The 21,448-nt window shown below is 67.7% G+C and carries 18 protein-coding genes and 1 tRNA gene; 8 read left to right on the top strand and 11 right to left on the bottom strand.

Features of this window, described 5'->3' with window-relative positions; genetic code table 11:
* Positions 1–115 precede the first annotated feature (115 nt).
* From ACVWYS_RS05450 to ACVWYS_RS05440, 3 genes are all read left to right on the top strand, one after another.
* Positions 116–188 (top strand) — tRNA-Arg (locus ACVWYS_RS05450).
* 218 nt (positions 189–406) lie between these two features.
* Complete coding sequence (locus ACVWYS_RS05445) at positions 407–1,495, top strand: M4 family metallopeptidase (RefSeq protein WP_456509436.1); 1,089 nt, start codon at positions 407–409, stop codon at positions 1,493–1,495.
* 64 nt (positions 1,496–1,559) lie between these two features.
* A complete protein-coding gene (locus ACVWYS_RS05440) occupies positions 1,560–1,856 on the top strand; it encodes a protealysin inhibitor emfourin (protein ID WP_456508623.1) in 297 nt (98 codons plus the stop codon).
* 48 nt (positions 1,857–1,904) lie between these two features.
* On the opposite strand, the gene ACVWYS_RS05435 is transcribed toward ACVWYS_RS05440, so the two are convergent.
* Complete coding sequence (locus ACVWYS_RS05435) at positions 1,905–2,870, bottom strand: GlxA family transcriptional regulator (protein ID WP_456509435.1); 966 nt, start codon at positions 2,868–2,870, stop codon at positions 1,905–1,907.
* Between the two features lie 81 nt (positions 2,871–2,951).
* On the opposite strand from ACVWYS_RS05435, the gene ACVWYS_RS05430 reads away from it, so the two are divergent.
* Together ACVWYS_RS05430 and hrpA are read left to right on the top strand one after the other, a co-directional pair.
* A complete protein-coding gene (locus ACVWYS_RS05430; protein ID WP_175460671.1) occupies positions 2,952–3,119 on the top strand; it encodes a hypothetical protein in 168 nt (55 codons plus the stop codon).
* 95 nt (positions 3,120–3,214) lie between these two features.
* Entirely contained in the window at positions 3,215–7,294 is a 4,080-nt protein-coding gene (gene hrpA / locus ACVWYS_RS05425) for an ATP-dependent RNA helicase HrpA (RefSeq protein WP_456509434.1), read from the top strand.
* A 76-nt stretch (positions 7,295–7,370) separates the two neighbouring features.
* On the opposite strand, the gene ACVWYS_RS05420 is transcribed toward hrpA, so the two are convergent.
* Together ACVWYS_RS05420 and ACVWYS_RS05415 are read right to left on the bottom strand one after the other, a co-directional pair.
* The gene (locus tag ACVWYS_RS05420) at positions 7,371–7,799 is read right to left on the bottom strand and encodes an HIT family protein (RefSeq protein WP_456509433.1); all 429 of its coding nucleotides are present in this window, start codon (positions 7,797–7,799) and stop codon (positions 7,371–7,373) included.
* Positions 7,796–8,971 (bottom strand): NAD(P)-dependent alcohol dehydrogenase, encoded by a 1,176-nt coding sequence (locus ACVWYS_RS05415; protein WP_456509432.1) that lies wholly within the window; start codon positions 8,969–8,971, stop codon positions 7,796–7,798. The genes ACVWYS_RS05420 and ACVWYS_RS05415 overlap by 4 nt, the downstream gene beginning before the upstream one ends.
* Positions 8,972–9,386: 415 nt before the next feature.
* On the opposite strand from ACVWYS_RS05415, the gene ACVWYS_RS05410 reads away from it, so the two are divergent.
* Entirely contained in the window at positions 9,387–10,808 is a 1,422-nt protein-coding gene (locus ACVWYS_RS05410; RefSeq protein WP_456509431.1) for a DUF222 domain-containing protein, read from the top strand.
* A 17-nt stretch (positions 10,809–10,825) separates the two neighbouring features.
* On the opposite strand, the gene ACVWYS_RS05405 is transcribed toward ACVWYS_RS05410, so the two are convergent.
* Positions 10,826–11,698 carry a sulfurtransferase gene (locus tag ACVWYS_RS05405; RefSeq protein WP_344367344.1) on the bottom strand — a complete coding sequence of 291 codons (873 nt, stop codon included), beginning with the start codon at positions 11,696–11,698 and terminating at the stop codon, positions 10,826–10,828.
* Positions 11,699–11,747: 49 nt separating this feature from the next.
* On the opposite strand from ACVWYS_RS05405, the gene ACVWYS_RS05400 reads away from it, so the two are divergent.
* The gene (locus tag ACVWYS_RS05400) at positions 11,748–12,869 is read left to right on the top strand and encodes a PLP-dependent cysteine synthase family protein (protein WP_456509430.1); all 1,122 of its coding nucleotides are present in this window, start codon (positions 11,748–11,750) and stop codon (positions 12,867–12,869) included.
* A 38-nt stretch (positions 12,870–12,907) separates the two neighbouring features.
* On the opposite strand, the gene ACVWYS_RS05395 is transcribed toward ACVWYS_RS05400, so the two are convergent.
* Positions 12,908–13,564 carry an MBL fold metallo-hydrolase gene (locus ACVWYS_RS05395; RefSeq protein WP_344367342.1) on the bottom strand — a complete coding sequence of 219 codons (657 nt, stop codon included), beginning with the start codon at positions 13,562–13,564 and terminating at the stop codon, positions 12,908–12,910.
* A 135-nt stretch (positions 13,565–13,699) separates the two neighbouring features.
* Between ACVWYS_RS05395 and ACVWYS_RS05390 the strand changes: the two genes are divergently transcribed.
* On the top strand, positions 13,700–14,191 hold the full coding sequence (locus ACVWYS_RS05390) for a Fur family transcriptional regulator (protein WP_237563406.1): 492 nt from the start codon (positions 13,700–13,702) through the stop codon (positions 14,189–14,191).
* 145 nt (positions 14,192–14,336) lie between these two features.
* On the opposite strand, the gene ACVWYS_RS05385 is transcribed toward ACVWYS_RS05390, so the two are convergent.
* The 6 genes from ACVWYS_RS05385 to ACVWYS_RS05360 form a co-directional block, all read right to left on the bottom strand.
* On the bottom strand, positions 14,337–15,236 hold the full coding sequence (locus ACVWYS_RS05385) for a metal ABC transporter permease (protein WP_456509429.1): 900 nt from the start codon (positions 15,234–15,236) through the stop codon (positions 14,337–14,339).
* Entirely contained in the window at positions 15,237–16,052 is an 816-nt protein-coding gene (locus ACVWYS_RS05380; protein ID WP_344367340.1) for a metal ABC transporter ATP-binding protein, read from the bottom strand.
* Positions 16,053–16,102: 50 nt separating this feature from the next.
* Entirely contained in the window at positions 16,103–17,062 is a 960-nt protein-coding gene (locus ACVWYS_RS05375; RefSeq protein ID WP_456509428.1) for a metal ABC transporter solute-binding protein, Zn/Mn family, read from the bottom strand.
* Between the two features lie 131 nt (positions 17,063–17,193).
* A complete protein-coding gene (locus tag ACVWYS_RS05370) occupies positions 17,194–18,258 on the bottom strand; it encodes a hemolysin family protein (protein ID WP_116766884.1) in 1,065 nt (354 codons plus the stop codon).
* On the bottom strand, positions 18,255–19,592 hold the full coding sequence (locus tag ACVWYS_RS05365; RefSeq protein ID WP_456508609.1) for a hemolysin family protein: 1,338 nt from the start codon (positions 19,590–19,592) through the stop codon (positions 18,255–18,257). Before ACVWYS_RS05365 ends, ACVWYS_RS05370 begins: the two co-directional genes overlap by 4 nt.
* A gap of 302 nt (positions 19,593–19,894) precedes the next feature.
* Positions 19,895–21,382 carry a GuaB1 family IMP dehydrogenase-related protein gene (locus tag ACVWYS_RS05360; protein ID WP_456509427.1) on the bottom strand — a complete coding sequence of 496 codons (1,488 nt, stop codon included), beginning with the start codon at positions 21,380–21,382 and terminating at the stop codon, positions 19,895–19,897.
* Positions 21,383–21,448: the final 66 nt, after the last annotated feature.

The following is a 21,448-nucleotide window of genomic DNA, read 5'->3' as shown; positions in this document are numbered from 1 at the left end:
CTCGGCACGCGCTCTGCACCCGCCCCATGCGACAGATGGGCGCCGATTTTCCGTTGGAGGCCACCTTCCTGCTAAGCTCTAGGACGTCCCGCCGGAAACGGCAGGATCCCTGACTGCCCTCGTAGCTCAGGGGATAGAGCGTCTGCCTCCGGAGCAGAAGGTCGTAGGTTCGAATCCTATCGAGGGCACAGAAGATAGGCAGTACAGCAGTCAGACAGTACAGACAAACCCCGTCGTTTCATTGAAACGGCGGGGTTTTTTGTGCCGGGTCTTTTGCACGGAATCCGGCGGAAAGAACGCGCAAAACCAGCGGCTCTCCCCCTGCCGATTGTCGGTGCCGGCTCGTAGGCTGTGTTCATCGGTGGCGGGCTACCGGGCACGCCCCGAAGCATGAAGGGGGTCTCACATGTTCCGTTCCGTCTCTTACCGTTCCGCCTCTCACCGTTCCGGTGGTTACTGTTCCATCGTTCCGCCCTACTTGCTCCGCCGCTTGGCCGCCCAGCAGGAACCCGGGTTCTCCGGCGCTGCAGAGGCTGCACAGAAGGCGCTGCTGCACGTCAAGAGTTTCCAGTCGGCCCGCGCTGAGCTGACCCTGCCGGCGGTCCCCGCCGCACGGGGGCTCAAGCCCGGGGCACCGGAACGCACCATCTATGACGCCCGGTCCCTGGAGCAGTTGCCCGGCAGCCTGGTCCGCAACGAAGGCAAGCCGCCCAGCGGGGATCCGGCCGCGGACGAAGCTTACGACGGACTGGGCCACACCCACCGTCTCTACGCGGACGCTTTTGGCCGCGACTCCATTGACGGGAAGGGCCTTCCCCTCGAGGCCACAGTCCATTACGGCGAACGCTACGACAACGCGTTCTGGGACGGCCGGCAGATGGTGTTCGGCGACGGCGACGGCGTTGTCTTCGAACGGTTCACGAAGTCGCTCAGCGTGATCGGCCATGAACTCGCCCATGGCGTGACGCAGTTTTCAGGCGGCCTGAACTACCGCAACCAGGCCGGCGCGCTCAACGAATCCCTGTCCGACGTCTTCGGCGCCCTGGTGGAACAGTACGCCAAGCAGCAGTCCACCGCGGAAGCGAGCTGGCTGATCGGCGAAGGACTCTTTACAGACCAGGTTCAGGGTGCCGCCCTGCGGTCCATGAAGGCGCCCGGTACCGCGTACGACGACGACGTCCTCGGCAAGGATCCCCAGCCGGACTCGATGGATTCCTATGTACGGACGAGCGCGGACAACGGCGGGGTGCACATCAACTCCGGCATCCCGAACCGTGCCTTCTGCCTGGTTGCCACGGCCCTCGGCGGCAACGCCTGGGACACCCCCGCGCAGATCTGGTACGACACCCTGACCGGCGGCACACTGGCGCCGAATGCCACGTTCGGCGCCTTCGCCAAGGCCACTGCCGCCTCTGCCAAGGAGCTTTTCGGGGCGGATTCCAAGGAGCATGACGCAGTGCGGTCCGCGTGGGAAACTGTGAAGGTGAAGCTGTAGCGCAGCGCCATCTAAACGCCGCAGCATCCCAACCCAGCCACCAGGTCGTGAGGATCGCAGACTCATGAAGATAATCGTCCAGCGAAGCGGCGGCGTGGCCGGAATGAAAAGGACATGGACCGTCCGGCCCGAGCCGCCTGAGGACACCGACCGGTGGCAGCCGCTCATTGAGGCATGCCCGTGGGACGACGTCGCCGGGCCCGGCGAGGCCACCGGCCAGCCGGACCGGTTCATGTACAGCATCCGGGCCGATCAGCGCCGGGCGGTCCTGCCGGAGCGTGAGCTGACGGGACCTTGGCGGGACCTTGTCGAGTGTGCCCGGGCTGCCGCCGAGGAGGCCGGCCCGCCGGACCTCACGTAGCCGTCGTCATCCTGTGCTGCCTACGCCGTTGTCCCTGGCGGGTGCAGCTTATGCCGTTGCCAGGTGCCCCCGGAACGTGCGCCGGTAGGACTGCGGGCTGGTGTCCAGCGCCTTTGCGAAGTGGTGCCGCAGCAGGACCGAATGCCCGAAGCCGGCTTCCCGCGCGATTTCGTCAATGTTGAGTTCCGTTGTCTCCAGCAGCTCCTGGGCGCGCAGGACCCGCTGCGAGTTGAGCCACGCCGCCGGGGTCGCCCCCGTTTCCGAGCGGAACCGCCGCGCGAACGTCCGCGGCGACATGTGGACCCTGGCGGCCAGTTCGTTGACCGGGTGTTCCTCGTCGAGGTGCCGGACCATCCACTGCAGCAGCTGTTCCATCGGCTCCGAACCGCATTGCGGGATGGGCCGGTCGATGTACTGGGCCTGGCCGCCGTCGCGGTGCGGCGGGACCACCATGTCACGGGCGATGCCGGCGGCCACTTTGGCGCCAAATTCAGTGCGGATCAGGTGCAGGCAGGCATCGATCCCCGCGGCCGTCCCGGCACTGGTAATGATCCGGTCGTCTTCGACGTAGAGGACGTTTTCATCCACCAGGACGGCAGGGTAACGGCTGGCGAGTTCCTGGGAGTAGTGCCAGTGCGTGGTGCAGCGGCGGCCGTCGAGCAGCCCCGCCCGGGCCAGGGCAAAGGCCCCGGAACAGATGGACATCACCCAGGCACCGCGGGCATGGGCGGCGCGCAACGCGTCCAGGACGGACTCCGGGACATCCTCGTCCCGGCCGTAAGGCGCCATCACCACCAGGTCCGCGTCGGCAGCGGCTTCCAGCCCGAAGCTGACGTGCATGGACAGTCCGGACTTGAGCGGGACGTCACCCGGCTCCGGGGTACAGACCCGGAAATCGAAGGCGGGCACGCCGCTTCCTCGCTCTGAGCGGTCAATCCCGAAGACCTCGAATGCGGTCGCAAACTCGAAGATGGAGAAGTTGGGGACGACGATCATTGCCACTGATTTGATCATGATTCCAGTGTGGCAGAAATTATAGCTTTTTGGTCATTTCTGCCACTTTTTTTCATGTGTTGACCAGAGAACCATGGAGGTATGGAACTCCTCGGAATCGCCGTCATCATCCTGATCATCGCCGTCATCACCGCCACCATCTCCGCCCTGCGCAAGGATGGCCTCGGCCACAACCCGCCCGTCCGCTCGGAAGAGTTCTGGATGGCCCGGGATCTCCCCAGCGTCAACTACACCCTGCGGATCTTCTGAGTCCGCACACCCGCCCCGGGCCCGGCTCCTCCAGCCGGGCCCTCACTATGCGCAGGGCACGGCGGACAGTCCGTCCCAGTAGACTGTCTCCAGCCATGACATTGCATATTTCCTACCCCGCCGAGCTGCCGGTTTCCGAGCGCCGCGAAGATCTGATGGCCGCCATCGCGGCCAACCAGGTGACCATCATCGCCGGCGAGACCGGTTCGGGTAAGACCACCCAGATCCCGAAGATGTGCCTGGAACTCGGCCTGGGCGAGAACGGGCTGATCGGGCACACCCAGCCCCGCCGGCTCGCAGCCCGCACTGTTGCCGAACGCATCGCGGAGGAACTCGGCGTCGAGATCGGCCAGGAGGTCGGCTTCCAGGTCCGGTTCACGGGCGAGGTCAGCCGCTCCACCAAGGTCAAGCTCATGACCGACGGCATCCTGCTGGCAGAAATCCAGCGCGACAAGCTGCTGCGCAAGTACAACGCCATCATCATTGACGAGGCCCACGAGCGCAGCCTCAACATCGACTTCATCCTCGGCTACCTCAAGCGGATCCTGCCGCAGCGCCCGGACCTGAAGATCATCATCACCTCGGCCACCATCGATCCGGAACGCCTCGCCAAGCACTTCGGCAGCGAGGAGGAGCCCTCCCCCATCATCGAGGTCTCCGGCCGGACCTACCCGGTGGAGATCCGCTACCGGCCCCTCTCCCAGCCCGCCGGCGGCGCCGGTGCCGGCGCCGAAGACGGAGCCGGCGAGGGCTCAGGCTCGGACGACGAACTCGAAGAGGACCGCGACCCGCTCGACGCGGTGTGCGACGCCGTCGACGAGCTCGCCCTGGAAGCCCCCGGCGATATCCTCATTTTCTTCTCCGGGGAACGCGAAATCCGGGACGCGGCGGAGGCCCTAAACGCCCGCATCCAGTCCAACCGGCGGCTGGCCGGCACCGAGGTCCTGCCCCTCTTCGCCCGGCTGAGCCTGCAGGAGCAGCACAAGGTCTTCCACCCCGGCAGCAAACGGCGGATCGTGCTGGCCACCAACGTCGCCGAAACCTCGCTCACCGTCCCGGGCATCAAGTACGTGATCGACACCGGTACAGCCCGCATCTCGCGCTACTCGCACCGCACCAAGGTCCAGCGCCTGCCGATCGAGCGCGTCTCCCAGGCCTCGGCCAACCAGCGCTCGGGCCGCTGCGGCCGTGTTTCGGACGGCATCGCCATCCGGCTGTACTCCGAGGAGGACTTCGAGTCCCGGCCATTGTTCACGGACCCGGAGATCCTGCGCACCAACCTCGCTGCCGTCATCCTGCAGATGACCGCCATGGGTGTGGCCCGCGGACCGAAGGACGTGGAGAACTTCCCCTTCGTCGAACCGCCGGATTCACGCGCCATCAACGACGGCGTCAGCCTCCTGCGCGAACTCGGCGCCCTCAGCCCCGTGCGGACCCCGGAACAAAGGAGCGGGGAGCCGAGGGGCGAGGAGCAAACGGGCGACGGCGGCGGACGCCCGGGCCGCCGACAGGCTGCCGGCCGCGGCGGCGGCAGGAACGGTGGCGGGCTGACCGCCGTCGGGCAGCAACTGGCCCAACTGCCGGTGGACCCCCGTCTGGGCCGGATGATCGTCGAATCCGGCAAGCGCGGCTGCGTCCGCGAAGTCATGATCCTGGCGGCCGCCCTGACGATTCAGGACCCGCGGGAGCGTCCGACCGATAAGCAGCAGCTCGCCGCGGAGAAGCACGCCCGCTTCCGGGACGAAAACTCGGACTTTACCGGCTACCTGAACCTCTGGAACTACCTGCAGGAGAAGCAGCAGGAACTCTCCTCCACCGCGTTCCGCCGGCTCTGCCGGACCGAGTTCATCAACTACCTGCGGGTCCGCGAATGGCAGGACCTCTTCGCCCAGCTGCGCCAGCTCGCCCGGCCGCTGGGCATCAGCCTGGACAACAAGCGACTGGCCGATCCCGTGGGCAACCATGACGGCATCCACATCAGCCTGCTTTCCGGGCTGCTGAGCCACATCGGAATTCTGGATGAGCGCAAGCGCGAGTATGCCGGCGCCCGCGGCAGCCGATTCGCGATCTTCCCGGGTTCGGCGCTGTTCAAGAAGTCCCCCACCTTCGTCATGGCCGCGGAGCTCGTGGAGACGAGCCGGCTCTGGGCCCGCGTCGCGGCGAAGTTCGATCCGCTGTGGGCCGAGCAGGTGGCGCCGGACCTGGTCAAGCGCAGCTACAGCGAACCGCACTGGTCGAAGAAGATGGGCGCGGTGATGGCCCACGAAAAGGTCACTCTTTACGGCGTGCCCATCATCCCGAGCCGGCGGGTCAACTACGGCAACGTGGATCCCGAGCTCTGCCGCGAACTTTTCATCCGGCACGCGCTGGTTGAAGGCGACTGGCAGACCCATCACAAGTTCTTCCACCGCAACCGCGCCCTGCTCCACGAGGTCGAGGAGCTCGAGGCCCGGATGCGGCGCCGGGACATCCTGGTGGATGACGAGACGTTGTTCGAGTTCTACGACGCCCGGATCGGCAAGGAGGTGGTCTCCGAGCGGCACTTCGACAAGTGGTGGAAGGACGCGCGGCAGCGGGATCCCGAGCTGCTCGACTTCGACCAGTCCCTGCTGATCAGCGAGGACGCCGCGGCCCTGGACGATTCGGCCTACCCCAAGACCTTGCTGCACAAAGGTTTTGAGCTGCCGCTGAGCTACGAGTTCCACCCCGTGGCGCCCGGCTCGCCGCCGAATCCTTCCGACGGCGTCACCGCCGAAGTCCCGGTGCTGTTCCTGAACCAGCTCGACGACGCCGCTTTCCGCTGGCTGATCCCCGGGCAGCGCGTGGAGCTTGTCACCGCGCTCATCAAGTCGCTGCCCAAGCAGATCCGCAAGAACTTCGTGCCCGCGCCGGACGTGGCACGCCAGGCCGTCGCGGCGCTGGAAGCCGACTTCCATCCCGCGGAGGACGAACTCGAGCCGTCGCTCGAACTCGTGCTGCGCCGGATCCGCGGCCAGGTCATCCCGCCGGGATCCTGGAACTGGGACGCCGTGCCGGCGCATTTGCGGGTCAGTTTCCGGGTGGTGGATTCCCGCGGCAAGGTACTGGATGAGGGTAAGGACCTCACCGCGCTGCAGGAGCGGCTGGCACCGGCCACCCGCCGGGCGATCGCGGAATCCCTCGGTGCCACCCCGGCCACGACGGCGCCCGCGGCCAGGGGGAAGGCCGCACCTAGGGGGATGGGCACGTCGTCGGGCGCCTCACGGGCTGCAGTGCCGGGATCGGCCGCACCGGCGGCCGCCGCCTCCGCCGCCCCGGGCGGGTTCCGCGAAGTGTCCGGCCTCAAGGACTGGACTTTCGGAACCGTGCAGCGCCAGGTCCAGGGCAACGTCGGCGGGCACACCGTTACTGGCTACCCGGCCGTGGTGGACGAAGGAACATCCGTGGCACTGCGGCTTTTTCAAACCGCATCCGAACAGCAGGAGGCCATGCGGGCCGGCGTCATCCGGCTCCTGGCCCTGAAGGTGCCGCCGCCGGACCGCTACGTCCTGGAACACCTGAACAACACCGAGAAACTGACGTTCAGCCAGAATCCGCACGGCTCCGTGACCGCGTTGATTGCGGACTGTGCCCTGGCCGCCATTGATAAGCTCACCCCGGCCGAGCTGCCGTGGGATGAGGCCTCGTTCAAGGCACTGTACGAGACCGTGCGGGCCGAGCTGATCGACACCGTCTTCACGGTCACCGCCGTCGTCGAACGCATCCTGGCCAGCACGCGCCGGATCGAAAAGCAGCTCAAAGGCACCACCAGCCTTGCCCTGATCAGCGCGCTGAACGACGTCAAGAGCCAGCTTGAGCAGCTTGTCTATCCGGGCTTCGTGGCACGCACCGGCTACGCCCAGCTCAGCCAGCTGCCCCGCTACCTGGCGGCGATCGAGAAGCGCCTCGAGAAGCTGCCGGGCAATGTCCAGCGGGACGCCCAGCACATGGCCGCGGTCCAGGCCCTCGAGGACGACTACGACGACGCCGTCTCCGCGCTGCTGCCCGGACGGCGGGCCGGCGCGGAGTTAACCCACGTGCGCTGGATGATCGAAGAATTCAGGGTGAGCCTCTTCGCCGTCGAGCTCGGGACCGCCTACTCGGTGTCCGAAAAGCGCATCCGGGCGGCGCTTAACAAAGTACTGGCACCGGCGTAGACCCCTTGGGGAGTGCTGCGCCGGTGCCAGTCCGGGACGCGTCGGGTGCGCCGGGGTGCCCCCGGCGTGTCTGAACCTAGGCGTCCGGTACGTGCTCCGAATGCCCGGCTTTGCGGAGGCCTTCGCGGAGCTTCTCCGCGTTGGCGTCCAGCTTTGCCGGATCCGGGTGCTGGTCCACCGAGCCGAAATCAAAGTCCGCCATGGAGTTCGAGGGCCACACGTGGACGTGCATGTGGTTGATTTCGTAACCCGCGACGATCAGGCCGGCCCGGGCGGCATCGAAGACGTCCACCTGCACAGCGCCGATCTTACGGGCGACCTCCATGACCCGGCCCAAGACCTCGGGTGAGGCGTCCGTCCAGCGGTCCACTTCCTTGACCGGCACCACGAGGGTATGGCCGTCGGCCAGCGGGCCCACGGTCAGGAACGCCACGACGTCGTCCTCGCGCCAGACGAAGCGGCCCGGGATCTCGCCGTTGATGATTTTCGTGAAGAGAGTGCTCATACGTCCGCCTTTTCCGCCGGGGACCCCAGGGTGCTGACGTCCAGGACAAAACGGTACTTCACATCTCCAGCCACCATACGGTCGTAGGCTTCGTTGAGCTGGTCCGCCCCGACCACCTCGACGTCGGACACCACACCGTGCTCGGCGCAGAAGTCCAGCATCTCCTGGGTCTCGGCGATGCCGCCGATCATCGATCCCGCGTACGCGATCCGGCGCCGGATCAGTGCGCCGGGGTTGACGGGCGGCATCGCTTCCGAGGGCAGGCCCAGCTGGAACAGCGCGCCGTCCACGCGCAGGGTGCGGAAGTACGGGTTGAGGTCGTGCGGTGCAGCGACGGTGTCGATGATGACATCGATGCTGCGGTCCGCGGCCTCCATCGCGGCCGGGTCCGTGGAAAGGATGACGTGGTCGGCGCCCAGTTCGCGGGCCGCCCCGAACTTTTGCTCCGACGTCGTGAACACCGTCACCTCGGCGCCCATGGCCTTGGCGATCTTGACGGCCATGTGTCCGAGGCCGCCGAGCCCGACAACGCCCACGACGTCACCTTCCTCCACCTCGAAGTGGTTCAGTGGGGAATAGGTGGTGATGCCCGCGCAGAGCAAGGGAGCGGCGGCGGCCGGGTCCATGCCCTCCGGAACCCGCAGGACGTAGTTGCGGTCCACGACGATCGACGTCGAGTAGCCGCCCTGGGTGATCGCGCCTCCGTTGCGGGGATCCTTGGATCCGTACGTTCCCGTTATGCCGTTTTCGCAGTACTGCTCGAGGCCGTCCAGGCAGCTGTCGCATTCGCGGCAGGAATCGACCATGCAGCCCACGCCCACGCGCTCACCGACCGTGAAATCGTCGACGGCGGAACCGACCCGGGTGACCCGGCCGACAATCTCGTGGCCCGGGATCAGCGGATACGTGTCGCCGCCCCATTCGCCGCGCGTGGCGTGCACGTCCGAGTGGCACAGTCCGCAAAATTCGATGGCGATCTCAATGTCGTCCGCCTTCGGCTCCCGGCGGGACACCGTCAAGGGAACGAGTCCGCTGTCCGGCGCGGTGGCGCCATAGGCGGCGACCAGCGTGGCACCGCCGGCGTGTGCGGCGTTGATCGCGGTGGTGTCGGAGGTCTCGGAGTTCGGCAGCGGCTTGGCAAGGGGCGGGGGTACAGGACGTCCAGGTGTCATGTGTCGACGCTACCCCCGGTCCCGGCGACTATTCCACTTTGGAGCGCCAGGCCACACTGCGGGCCGGCTCCTCCGGGAGAACTTCACGGGGTTCAGTCATAGCCACAATGATTCTCCAATCAATCAGCGACTACAGCCCTCCTACACAAACAAGCTGACACCCCCAGGGTTTCGCTGCTGCGGACGAGCGAAGGCCGCGCATGACTCCCGTGGCTTGTCTACCCGCCTCGGCTTTCCCCTAATTGTCGGTGGTCGACGGGACACTGGATTCATGGACGGCAATCAGGGGCCCGAAGTGGTTCCAACACCATCTCGCGGCGCTGTCGCTGATGCGAGGATCACCGTTGTGGCGCGTTGCTGGTTCCTCCCCCCGGGCTCTCCCTTCAGTGTCAGACCCTCGAGGGAGACTGGATTCATGGACGGCATACAGCGGCCCGAGACGGGGCCGGCAGACACAGCACCGGCAAGTGCCGTGACGGTCGCTGACCTGGCCCGGATCCTGGCCTTCCTCCCGGCCCCGGACACCGCCGCCGCACTGATCGACGAGATCCGGGATCTCGAGGACCTGAAATCCGCCGCGGCCGCACAACAGGCCCGCCTGAGCGTGGCCTTCGATGCGCTTCAGCGCCGCGAGCAGGCTGCCGCCGGGGTCCCGGCCGACAAGCTCGGCGCCGGTGTCGGCGCGCAGATCGCCCTGGCCCGGCGCGAATCCCCCGCCAAAGGCAGCCGCCTCCTGGGCCTGGCCAAAGCCCTCGTGACCGAAATGCCGCACACCCTCACCGCCCTGGAAACCGGGAACCTCAACGAATGGCGCGCCACCTTGCTCGTGCGCGAAACCGCCTGCCTGACCGCCGCCGACCGGGCCGGGGTCGATGAGGAAATGGCCGCCGACACCGGCGCCCTCGCCGGGGCCGGGGACCGGGGCCTGATCGCCGCGGCCCGCACCGCCGCCTACCGGCGCGACCCGCGCTCCGTCACCGACCGCGCCGCGCACGCCGCCACCGACCGGCACGTCAGCCTCCGCCCGGCCCCGGACACCATGACCTGCCTCGCCGCCCTGCTCCCCGTCGCCCAGGGCGTGGCCGTCTACAACGCCCTGACCCGGCACGCCGACTCTTGCCGCTCCGCCGGCGACCCCCGCACCCGCGGCCAGGCCATGGCCGACGCGCTCGTCGAACGCACCACCGGCACCCCCGGCGGGATCGGCGGCATCGAACTCCAACTCATCATGACCGACCGCACCCTCCTCCAGGCCGACTCCGAACCCGCCCGCCTCACCGGCTACGGCACCGTCCCCGCCGGCTGGGCCCGCAAAATCCTGACACCGGACGAGAACCCAGCCCCGGACATCCGGCTCCGCCGCCTCTACACCCGCCCCGGCACCGGGGACCTCGTCGGGATGGACTCCCGGGCCCGGATCTTCCCCGCCGGGCTCCGCCGCTTCATCCAAACCCGCGACGACACCTGCCGCACCCCCTACTGCGACGCCCCGATCCGGCACCTGGACCACATCATCCCCTGGCACCACGGCGGACACACCACCGGCACCAACGGCGCCGGGCTCTGCGAAGCCTGCAACCACACCAAAGAAACCCCCGGCTGGAACGCCCAGCCCCGCCCCGGCCCCAGACACACCATCCAGCTCACCACCCCCACCGGCCACACCTACCAGTCCACGGCCCCGCCGCTACCGGGCACGCCACTCAGGACGGAAGCGGCAGAACGGCCACGAATAAGACACCGTCTGCGGCATCGCGCCAAGACCTTCAAGCCCGCACGGCTGGTCGGCGGCTTGTCGGGGGTGACCAAAGTGAGGACAGGTGCACTCAGTGCGTGAACCGGCAAGAAGGAGCTCTAGTTTGAAGCCGCGTCCTCGCCATACGGGGCGGCTCCGGTGATGACCTCGTTCGAGGCGCTGTGGCACCACTCGGAGAACGAACCGGGGTACAAAGCAGCGGGAAAGCCGGCGATCTCAAGGGCGGCGATTTCGTGGGCCGCCGTCACCCCGGAACCGCAGTACACGGCGGTGGGGACGCCTGCACGGTAGCCGAGCCGTTCGAAGCGTTCCCGCAGCTCGGCCGGGGGCAGGAATCGCCCGTCGGGCTGCAGATTCCCGGTGGTGGGGGCACTCACGGCGCCCGGAATATGACCGGCGCGGGGATCCACGGGTTCGACTTCCCCGCGGTACCGCTCCCCCGCCCTGGCATCGAGAAGCAGCCCGCGCCGACCCCAGGAAGCCGCCTGGCCGGCGTCGATCGCGGGCATGGCTCCCCCGGACAGCGTGACAGTCCCCGATGCAGGCTGCTCGGCTCCGGCTACCAGATCGAACCCGGCAGCGCGCCAGGCGGCCAGGCCGCCGTCGAGCAGCTGGACGGAACGGAAGCCGGCGTTGCGCAGCATCCACCACAGCCGGGCGGCGGCCATGTTGCCGCTGTCGTCGTACGCCACGACGGCGTCGCCATCGTTGATGCCCCAGCGGCGCGCGGACTCCTGGAACTGCTGCGGCGTCGGCAACGGATGCCGCCCGCGGCTCGGTTCCGCGGGGCCGGCGAGTTCGGTGGCCAGATCCACGAAGATGCCCCCGGGGATGTGTTCGCGCAGGTAGTGGTCGTGGCCGTGAGGGTCACCCAACGCCCAGCGAACATCCAGGAGCACTGTGCGGCGGCCCGTTTCTCGGGCGCTGTCCAACCGGTCTTTGAGGGCAACTGCATCGATGAGGGTGTCCATGCGCCCCACTCTATCTTCGGCGTCCCGCCGCCTTCGGTAGGCTGTAGCGGTGAACACCGCGCACCGACACGACCGGGCCTGGGCCGACGAAGCCGTCCGCCGGATCAACGCCGAGAACAACCGATCTGCCGACACCCACCTGTATTCCGTCCCGCTCCCGGAGCACTGGGGCGTGCAGCTGTACCTGAAGGACGAATCCACCCACCGCACGGGCAGCCTCAAACACCGCCTGGCACGGTCGCTGTTCCTGTTCGGCCTCGTCAACGGCTGGATCCGGGAAGGCACCACGATCGTCGAGGCCTCCAGCGGCAGCACCGCCGTCTCCGAGGCCTATTTTGCGCAGCTGCTCGGACTGCCCTTCATCGCGGTCATGACCCGGACCACCAGCCGGGAGAAGATCGCCCTGATCGAGCAGTTTGGCGGCTCGTGCCATTTGGTGGACCATGCCTCCGAGGTCTACGACGCCGCCGCCGGCCTCGCCAGCAGCACCGGCGGGCACTATATGGACCAATTCACATACGCCGAACGGGCCACAGACTGGCGCGGGAACAACAACATCGCCGAGTCGATCTTCGGCCAGCTGGCCCTGGAGGAGCATCCGGTCCCCCGCTGGGTGGTGGTCGGGGCAGGCACCGGCGGCACCAGCGCCACGATCGGCCGCTACCTGCGCTATCAGCGCCATGAGACGAGACTCGCCGTCGTCGATCCGGAAAATTCCGCGTTCTATCCGGGCTGGCGGGACAGCCAGTCCGACGGCGGGAACCCCGCCGCCCGCGGCACGTCTGCTGCCGGGACGCCGACGGGCCTGCCGTCCCGCATCGAGGGCATCGGCCGGCCGCGGATGGAGCCGAGTTTTGTGCCGGCCGTGATCGACCACATGATCCAGGTTCCCGACGCCGCGTCCGTGGCTGCCATGCGCCACCTCAGGGAGCACGCAGGGCTACATGCCGGGCCGTCCACCGGCACCAATCTCTGGGGCGCGTGGCAGCTCATCGCCGGGATGATCGCCGAGGGCCGCCGGGGCAGTGTCGTCACGCTCATGTGCGACGCCGGCGACCGCTATGCCGGGAACTACTACAACGCGGAGTGGCTGGCTGCCCATGATCTGGACCCCGAACCCCACGAGGCCGTGCTGCGCGGCTTCTTCGAGAGCGGTGTGTGGCCGGCCTGAACCGCCGCGGCGCCCGCGGTGGCTAAACCTCCAACGGGCTAGACCTCCACCGAGTCTCCGCTGGAGAGGTGCCGGTACTCGGTGCCGTATTTCGCTCCGATCCGGGTCACATGCCCTTCTATCAGGCCTCGGCCGGTGTCGTTCAGGAGCGCGTCGTGGACCGGGAACGCCAGCGGCGCGCGGACGCCGATCACAAAGTCCACCACTTCGCCCACCTTGTTCCACGGGGCGTGAATGGGGACCAGCAGCGTCCGGACCTCGACGCCGTCGGGAATCGCGAAGGAGTCCCCCGGGTGGTAGACGTTGGCATCCACGAGGTAGCCCACGTTGGCCACGACGGGAATCTGCGGATGGATGAGGGCATGCTGACCCCCGAAGGTCCGGACCGTGAAGCCTGCCGTCTCAAAGTCCTCACCGACGGCCGCCGCGTGGATGCGGCTCCCGGCGTCGGGCGCCTTGCTGCGGAGCGTGGCGGCCACAGCCTCCGGGGCGAACAGCTCAAGGGCGGTGTTGCCCTGCAGCGCCGCGGCGACGGCGTCGACGTCGACATGGTCCGCGTGCTCGTGCGTGATCAGCACGGCATCCGCCCCGGCCAGCGCCTGGTCCGTCTCAGAGAACGTACCCGGGTCGAGCACCAGCACCCGGCCGTCCTTCTCGAGTCGGACACAGGCGTGGGTGAATTTGGTCAGCTTCATCCGGCCAGCCTAGGCAACACCCGTCACGGTGTCCACGGAGCGCTGCCGGCAATCTTGGACGCTGGTAATCTTGGACATTGCCACCACCCCTCAGCGGGTCCCCCGCGAAACCCCCAAAGCGAAGCGAGTTCCACGATGTCCCAGGGCGCCACCGCCGGCAACAGCCGGATTCCGGCCCCGGCGTCAGCGCCGAGACCCGTCTCGTCAGCGGCACCCGCGCAGGGCAAGGAGCAGCGCGTCACCAAACAGCGTCTCGCCGTCAGTGCCGCCCTGGACGATCTGGCGGACTTTGTCAGCACGCAGGAGCTGCACCGCATTCTCCAGGAGCGCGGGAGCACGGTGTCCCTCGCGACGTCCTACCGCATCTTGCAGTCCCTCGCCGACGACGGGCTGGTGGACGTCCTGCGCAACGCCGACGGTGAAGCCGTGTATCGGCGCTGCGCCGTCACCGGGCACCACCATCACCTGCTGTGCCGCAACTGCGGCAAGGCCGTGGAAGTTGAAGCACCCGCGGTCGAAGCCTGGGCCGCGAGGATCGCGAAAGAGCACGGATTCACGGCTGTGGAGCACACCGTGGAAATCTTCGGGCTATGCCCCGAGTGCACGGCGCTGAAGACCGCAAAGTAGCCTCGCCGTCGAAGTTCCCTGCAGCACGACGGCCGAATTTCCCCGCCTTTGACGTGGATCCGCGGCAATCAACCAGCGGGTCGCGGCGCCACGCGGTCGATCCTGCGCAAAGCTGGGGAAAATCGGACGCGGCAGGCGCACGCGCTCAAGCCACCGGCGTCGAGGTAGGGGTCGGCGTGCGGACAACCCGGCCATTAAGTCCCCGCTTCGCCCGCGCACCGCCGATCACCCGGCAGGCCACGTAGATCAGGAACGACAGCGTGGTGACGTAGGGGCTGATGGGCAGCCGGCCGCCGAGGGCCAGCAGGATTCCGCCGACGGTCGCCGCCATGGCGAAGACGATGCTCAAGGTGACCACCAGCCGGGGCGAGGACGTGACCCGCATGGCCGCCGCCGCCGGCGTGATCAGCAGGGCCAGCACCAGCAGGGCGCCCACAATCTGGATCGACAACGCCACGCTGATGCCCAGCAGCACCATGAAGGCCAGGGACAGGGCCCGCACCGGCACGCCGCGGGCGGTGGCGACGTCGGGGTCCACGCTGGCAAAGGTCAGGGGCCGCCAGATGGCGACCAGCGCCAGCATCACCACGACGGCGGCGGCCGCCAGGACCTGCAGCTGGACCGTTCCGACAGACACAATCTGCCCTGTGAGCAGGCCGAACTTGTTGGCGGCCCTGCCCTCATACAGGGACAGGAACAGGATGCCCAGGCCCAGCCCGAACGGCATGATGACGCCGATGATCGAGTTCTTGTCCCGCGCACGGACGCCCATGAGGCCCAGCACCACGGCCGCCAGCACCGATCCTGCCAGCGAGCCGAGAATGATGTCCGCGCCGATCAGCAGCGCGAACGCCGCACCGGCGAAGGAGAGTTCAGAGATGCCGTGGACCGCGAAGGCGAGGTCGCGTTTCATCACGAAGGTGCCCATGAGGCCCCCCAGCAGCCCGAGGACGGCGCCGGCCCAGATCGAGTTCTGCACCAGGACGAGCAGCTCGCCGTAGTTTTCGAAGTTGAAGATTGAATGCAGCAGGTTGCCCAGATCCATCTAGCCCACCTCTCCCGCGACTGAATGCGCGTCGTGGTGGTGGTGCGTCGTGGCATCGGGCAGCCCCACCACGATCAGCCGGCCGTTGGCCTGAATGACTTCCACGGGGCTGCCATAGAGATCGGAGAGCACCTCGGTGGTCATGACCTCAGCAGGAGTGCCTACCCGGAACCGTCCGCCGGCCAGGTACAGGACGCGGTCCACGTAGTCCATGATCGGGTTGATCTCGTGCGTCACGAACACCACGGCGCTGTCGGCATCGCGGCATTGCTTGTTGATCAAGGCGCTGACGGCCTGCTGGTGCTGAAGATCCAGGGACAGCAGCGGCTCGTCGCACAAGAGCACCTTGGGATCGGTGGCGAGGGCCTGGGCCACGCGCAGGCGCTGCTGCTCACCGCCGGACAGCTGCCCGACCGGCACTTTGGCGTAGTCGCTGGCGCCGACGAGCTCCAGGAGTTCGTCCACCTTCCGGTTCACTTTTGCCCCGCCAAGGCGGATGCCCCAGCGGTGGCCGTCGAGGCCGAGGGCCACGAGGTCGCGGGCGCGCAGCGGCGTGTCGGGGTCGAAAGATTTTTGCTGCGGGACATAGCCGATCCGGCGGCTTCCCCGTTCGACGGGCCGGCCGTCAAGCACGGCCGTGCCCGTGCTCAGCTCCTGCAACCCGAGCAGGACCTTGAGGAATGTGGTCTTGCCGCTGCCGTTGGGGCCGAGTACGGCAAAGAATTCACCCGGGTTGATGTCCAGGTCCAGGTCCTCCCACAGTGTCCGCTGGCCGAACGACAGGGAGGCGCCGCGGAGGCTCACTACCGGTGTCAAATGAGGTTTCCTCGATTTCCCTACGGAGACAGACGCTTCCGTTGTTGCGATCATCCTAGGGCCTTGCTGATGCTCTCCACATTTGCGGTCATCCATTGCAGGAAGGTCTGGCCCTCGGGAAGGGTTTCGCTGAAGTTCACGACCGGGACGCCGGCGGACGCGGCGGCCTTCTTCAGCGCCAGCGTCTGCGGCCCCTCAGTCTGGGTATTGTAGGCCAGCAGCCGCACGCTCCCCGATCCCACGAGATCGACGGCGGCCTTGAGGACGGCCGGCGGGACATCGGCGCCTTCCTCGATCGCCGCCGTGTACTCGGCGGGGGTCTTGTTCTCAAGTCCTGCATCTTCCAGCAGGTACAACGGCACCGGTTCGGTGACGGCCACGGGCACGTGATCCTTCGCGGACTTCATCGCGGCGAGCTTGGTTTCCAGACCGCCGAGCGAGTCCTTGAATGCGGCCGCGTTGGTCCGGAACGTCTCCGCCGAGGCGGGTTCCAGCGTGCCGAGTTTGTCCGCAATGGCGTCCGTAAGGCGGGACATGGCCGGCAGGCTGTACCAGACGTGCTCGTTCAGCCCGGTGGCCGCATGGGTGTGGCCGGAGGCCTCGGGGCTCGCCGCTGCCGGGCTTTCGGAGGCAAGGCCGGAGACGTCCACGGCGCTGATCACATTGCCGCGGTCCAGCCCGGTGTCCGTTGCGAGCGTGTCGATGAAGGAGTCGTATCCCCCGCCGTTCTCCACCACGAGTTCGGCCTTGGAGACAGCCAGTTTGTCCTGGGTGGTGGCCTCGTAGGAGTGCGGGTCCTGGCTGGTGCGGCTGATGATCGAGCTGACCCGGACCTTGTCGCCGCCGATGCTGGAGACGATGTCGCCATAGACACTCGTAGAGGCTACGACGTCGACGACGCCGTCGCCCGCGGTCCCCCGGGCGCTTCCCGCCGTCGGAGCGCACGCGGTCAGCAGGAGGCCTAAGCCGGCAAAGCCAGCCAGCACGGCTCGGGCAGCGGGACGGCGCACGGGAAACCTCGGATCTGTTATTGAGAATCAGGAGCAATAGCAACAGCCCGAGTGTATCCCTAAATAGGAATCATTCCTATTTAGGGATACCCGGCGCGGCGCCGTGCCGCCCGTCCGCTGCTGGCAATGCGCTACTGGTCCTGGCCGAGCCTCCGGTAGCCGGTAGCCTGCGTCGCGTCGCGGATCTCGCCCACCAGCTGCTCGATCACGTCTTCCAGGAACAGCACGCCCTGGGTCAGCCCGTCGGGACCGATCACGCGGGCCAGGTGCGAGCCTGTGCGCTGCATGACGGACATGGCCTTCTCGATTTCGTCGTCCATGGCTAGGTTCGCCAGCGACCGGATGCGGCTTTCCGCAATCGCCTGGTGGTATCCGGCGTCGGGGATGGACAGCACGTCCTTGATGTGGAGGTACCCGGACAGCATGCCGTCGTCGTCGAGCATCGGGAAGCGCGAAAAACCGGTCCGGCTCACTGCCTTTTCGAATTCCGCCGGCGTGGTGGCCGCTTTGAGCATGACGAGCTTGTGCAGCGGGACCATCACGTGGGACGCCGTGTGCTCCGAGAACTCCAGCGCTCCGGTGATGAGCCCGGCGTCGTCATCCACGAGCCCGTGGCGGGTGGATTCCTGCACGATCGACTGCACTTCCTCCAGGGTGAAGGAGGACGTGACCTCATCCTTCGGCTCAATCCGCATCAGCTTCAGGATGTGGTTGGCGGACCAGTTGAGGGCCGCAATGACGGGCTTCACGACGCGGGCAATGAACATCAGCGGCGGAGCCAGCAGCAGCGCCGCTTTGTCCGCTACGGACACCGAGATGTTCTTGGGCACCATTTCGCCAAACGTGACGTGCAGGAACGTCACCACCAGCAGGGCGACGGCGAAGGCCACGAGGTCGGCGGCCTCCATCGGGATGCCCGCCGCTTCCAGCGGCACCGCCAGGAGGTGGTGGATCGCGGGTTCGGCCACCTGCAGGATCAGCAGCGAACAGACAGTGATGCCGAGCTGGGCGCACGCGAGCATGAGGGAGACGTTTTCCATGGCCCGCAGGGTGGTCTGCGCGCGCTTCGAGCCGGCCTCGGCCAGCGGCTCGATCTGGCTCCGGCGGGCGGACATGATGGCGAATTCAGCCGCCACGAAGAAGGCGTTGCCGACCAGCAGGACGGCAAGCCACAGGATTCCTGCCCAGTCGCTCACGCGGCACCTGCCTGGCTGGCGGGCTGGCCGCTGCCCGGGACCCGGGCGGGCCGGAAGCAGATCCGGTCGATCCGGCGGCCGTCCATGCGGGTCACGCTGAGCGTTCCGCCGACGACGTCGACTGTGTCGCCGACTGCCGCGATGCGGCCAAGCTGGCTCATGACGTAGCCTCCCACCGTTTCGTAGGCAGCTTCGTCGGGCACGGTCAGGCCCGGGATCTGTTCGGAGAGTTCATCGGGCCGGAGCAGCCCGGGGAAGTACCAGTCGCCCGAGGCGCTCTGTAGCAGCCCCGGCCGGACTTTGTCATGTTCATCGGCCACTTCCCCGACAATCTCCTCCACGAGGTCCTCCAGCGTGGCGACGCCGGCCGTTCCGCCGTACTCGTCGAGGACGACGGCCAGTTGCAGGTTGCCCTCACGCAGTTCGGCGAGGAGGGCATCCAGGTGGATGGTTTCGGGCACCCGGAGAACATCGGTCATGATGGCGCCGGCCTGCAGTTTGGCGCGGCGGTCCGCGGGAACGGCGATGGCCTTCTTGATATGGACCACGCCGCGGATGTCATCGGACGACTCGCCGATCACCGGGAAACGGGAGTAGCCGGTGCGCTTGGCGGCCTCGACGATGTCCGACACAGGCTGGTCGGCGTCGATGGTCTCCACCCGGATGCGGGGGGTCATGACGTCCGCGGCGGTCCGGCCGGAGAACTTCAGGGTCCGGGCGATGAAGTTGGCCGTTCCGGCGTCGAGCGTGCCCATGGCCGCGGAGCGGCGCACGAGGGAGGCGAGTTCTGCCGGCGTGCGCGCGCCGGAGATTTCCTCCTTGGCCTCCAGGCCGAAGACGTTCAGGACCTTGTTGGAGAAACCGTTCAGGACCACGATTGCGGGCTTGAAGATCGCGGTGAACACCAGCTGGGGCCGGGCAACGGCCTTGCCGATCGGGAAGGACAGGGCGATCGCCATGTTCTTGGGCACCAGTTCGCCGATCACCATGGAGAGCAGGGTGGCGAGCGCCATCGCGAGGATCAGGGAGACGGAGGCGACCGCCGCTGCCGGTACTCCGATGGCCGCGAGCGGGCCTTCGAGCAGCTTGCCGACGGACGGTTCCATGACGTAGCCGGTCAGCAGCGTGGTCATCGTGATGCCGAGCTGGCAACTGGAGAGCTGGGTGGAGAGGGACTTGAGGCATTTGAGCAGAGGCTCGGCGGCGGCGTCTCCGCCGTCGACCGCGCGCTGCACTGTCGTCTGGTCAAGGGCGACCAGGGAAAATTCCACGGCAACGAAGAAACCGGTGCCGAGGATGAGCAGGAGCCCTGCTACGAGGAGAAGCCATTCCATTTAATGGCCTGCTTCCGGAGAGGCGGCGCACAGCCGGTGCCGTTGCGGGGTGTGGAGTGGCTGGAGTCGGCGGGCCGGCGGAGGATGGTCGGCGGCAGCCGACCCTGTGTCCTGGAAGGCTCCGGAGTGGCGAATGGCCGGAGAGTGATGGGCGCGTGAACGGGGTTTGCCGGCTCTGCGGGTGGACTGCGCGGGAACGGTTTCCGTTCTTCGCTGACAGCCCCCAGGCCGGCACCTAGATTTACTGTCCATAAGAATTTCAGTCTACAGGAGCAGCCGCCGCCAGCCCCCGAGCTGCGGCGTCACCAGCTTTGCGGGACGGGGCGGCCTTCCTCGTACCCGGCCGCGGACTGAATGCCGGCCACGGCACGTTCGCGGAAGGCGGCGAGATCGGCGGCGCCGGCGTAGCTCATGGAGCTGCGCAGGCCGGCGGTGATCATGTCCAGCAGGTCCTCGACGCCGGGCCGCACCGGATCCACGTACATCCGGGACGTGGAGATGCCCTCCTCGAAGAGGGCCTTGCGGTCCTTCTCAAAGGCGCCCTCGCGCTGGTTGCGGTTCTGCACGGCGCGTGCGGACGCCATGCCGAAGCTCTCCTTGTACTGCCGGCCGCCCGCGTCCAGCTGAAGGTCTCCCGGGCTTTCGTGAGTGCCGGCAAACCAGGACCCGATCATGACCTGGCTCGCCCCGGCGGCCAGGGCCAGGGCGACGTCGCGCGGGTAGCGCACACCGCCGTCGGCCCACACCCGGCCCCCGGCGTCCCGCGCCGCCGCGGAACATTCCAGAACGGCGCTGAACTGGGGGCGGCCCACGGCCGTCATCATGCGGGTGGTGCACATGGCGCCCGGACCCACGCCGACCTTGACGATGTCCGCTCCGGCCTCGATGAGTTCCCGGGTGGCCTCGCCGGTGACCACGTTGCCGGCCACGACGGGCACGCCGGGGTTGAGTCCCTTCACGGCGGCCAGGGCGTCGAACATTTTCTGCTGGTGGCCATGCGCGGTGTCGAGGACCAGCACGTTGACGCCGGCAGCCAGGAGTTCGGCCGCCCGCCCGGCCACGTCACCGTTAATCCCGACGGCGGCAGCCACCTTGAGTTTGCCGTCCTCGTCCAGGGACGGGCGGTAGATGGTGGAGCGAAGGGCGCCCTTGCGGGTGAGCACACCGGCCAGGACACCGTCCTGCTGCACCGGCGCATAGTCCGTCCCCGCGGCGTCCATCGCTTCAAAGGCGCGGCGGAGCGACTGGGCAGCGCCGGCAGCATCCGCGGCCGGTCCGCCCGCCAGCGTTCCGTCACCGAGCATCCCGGCATCCAGCACGAGCGGCTGGTGGCGCAGGACGGAGGCCAGCGACGCGAAACGGTCCTGGCCCTCGCAGTCGGCGGCACGGACCACTCCGGTGACGGCGCCCGCCGCGTCCACCACCACCACGGCCCCGTGCGGCCGTTTGCCCATCAAGTGCAGGGCATCGATCACGGTGTCCGTGGGCGCCAGGGTGACGGGGGTCTCGAGGACCGGGTGGCGGCCCTTGATCCAGGCTGCAACGTCCCGGATGACATCGAGCGGGACGTCCTGCGGCAGGACGCCCAGGCCGCCGCGGCGGGCCATCGTCTCTGCCATCCGCTTTCCCGTCACCGCCGTCATATTCGCCGCCACCAGCGGAATTGCCGAGCCGGTCCCGTCGTCGGCCGCGAGATCCACGTCCAGGCGCGAGGTGACATCGGAACGGGACGGAACGAGGAAGAGGTCGGAGTAGGTCAGATCGGTGGTGGGTTCATTCAGGAAACGCACGGCTGCTCCTTAGCTGGCACCTTCGGCACCAAACGGTTCTCCCTCGATTCTAGGGGCGATTTCAGG

Source organism: Arthrobacter sp. TE12231, from assembly GCF_054062895.1.
Note: the sequence above shows the minus strand (reverse complement) of the source record. Positions and strands in the feature narration are given on the sequence as shown.